We start from the raw sequence: 679 nt of genomic DNA, 5'->3' as shown, positions 1-679 counted from the left end.
CAACGCACGGTTCAGAATTCGTTTTTGCTGCGCAGCGTACAGTTTCTTTTCCGGCAATTGCACCGACGCAATCTCATCATATACACGTTTCATGGCCTTTACTCCTTTCCAAAAATCTGCAGGAACTGACGTTTTAATCGCTGACGTCCGCGGGAAAGCCGCACATTCACCGCATGTTCTTCCATATGGAGAGCTTTGCCAATTTCTCTGCCGGATTGCAAGCCGTAATACCGGCGTATGAATATTTCCCGATCCGGCGGTTGAAGTCCCTCCACAAGTTCTGCGATCAATGCTTCCGCTTCCGACTGCCTGGGTTCCACCAGTTCGTCGGCGATCAGCTCAAAATCCTCCGGCAAGGGGTCAACCGTTTCTCTCCGTAAGCACCTGTATCGGTCCAGGGCTTTGTTACGTGCCGTTACAATCAACCATGCACGCAGATTGCTGTTTTCCTCTTCCAGTGTTTCTGCATTTCGCCAGCATGTCACCAGTACATCGGACAAGCATTCTTCCACATCCCGTTCATCCGGCAAAATCCGCCTGACGATTCCATGCAGAACCCCGCCGTACCGCGAGAGGATTTCCTCCAGCCCCATTTGCGGGTCCCGCCGAAGAATTTGGAGCAAATCCTTTTCTTCATGTAACTGCATGATTTTTCTCCTCCTTCTTTATTTTGGAAAGG

1 protein-coding gene is annotated in these 679 nt (G+C 50.7%); it reads right to left on the bottom strand.

Features of this window, described 5'->3' with window-relative positions:
* Positions 1 to 98 precede the first annotated feature (98 nt).
* Positions 99 to 647 carry a sigma-70 family RNA polymerase sigma factor gene (locus H6B10_RS14930; protein ID WP_204652302.1) on the bottom strand — a complete coding sequence of 183 codons (549 nt, stop codon included), beginning with the start codon at positions 645 to 647 and terminating at the stop codon, positions 99 to 101.
* Positions 648 to 679: the final 32 nt, after the last annotated feature.

The organism is Gemmiger formicilis (genome assembly GCF_016901605.1).
Lineage (GTDB): Bacteria > Bacillota > Clostridia > Oscillospirales > Ruminococcaceae > Gemmiger > Gemmiger formicilis_B.
The sequence above is the reverse complement of the archived record's forward strand: the minus strand, read 5'-3'. Positions and strand labels throughout refer to the sequence as shown.